Annotated in this window: 1 protein-coding gene; it reads right to left on the bottom strand. The window is 64.6% G+C overall.

Features of this window, described 5'->3' with window-relative positions; translation table 11 throughout:
• Positions 1-141: 141 nt before the first annotated feature.
• On the bottom strand, positions 142-632 hold a 491-nt coding region (locus ACLQ3C_RS21470), incomplete at its 5' end, for a transposase (RefSeq protein ID WP_425707116.1).

Here is a 632-nt window from a genome sequence, read left to right as displayed (position 1 = left end):
GCGGGTTTCGCCTCGGATCGGGTTGGTCCGAGGCGGTTTTCGGTGTGTAGGTGTGGGGTGTTGCCCGATGTCGCTCGGGTGGGTGCCGGATTCACTGGCCGGGGTTTGCCTTTCACAGGTCGTAGGGGCAGGAAGTCGTGGTCAGGTGAAGGCACATCGGATCTGGTACCACGCGTCGGCAATCTGTTGTGCCCATTGCCAACTCGAATCGATGCGGAGTCGGATCTTTCGGGCTCCGCGGGTGATTCTGGCGGCCGCGTGCAGGACGCGGTAGCGGAAGGTTTCGATCTCACAACGCGCCAGGGCTGGCTCGTCGGCGAAGCCGATGAGTTTGGTCCAGGCGACCAGGTCGGTGGCCGCACCGATGATTTCGAGCCAGGCAGCATTCGCGTCGAAACTGTGGCAGGGCAGGTTGCGTAGCCCGGTGGCCTTGGCCTGACGGATCCGGTCCTCGACCCGCGCGTGTTGACGGTGCCGCAACTCCAGTCCGGCCATCCCACCGGGCACTACCGATGCGCGGGTGTCGGTGATGAATGCGGTCATCCGGTGTCCGTCGGAATCGGTGAAATTGAGCTGCGCACCAGGGTGGGGTCGTTCTTTGCGCAACAGCAGCCTGGTCCCGGCCGGCCAGG

Origin of the sequence: Gordonia sp. DT30 (assembly GCF_049844915.1) — a bacterium.
Lineage (GTDB): Bacteria > Actinomycetota > Actinomycetes > Mycobacteriales > Mycobacteriaceae > Gordonia.
The sequence above is the reverse complement of the archived record's forward strand: the minus strand, read 5'-3'. Positions and strand labels throughout refer to the sequence as shown.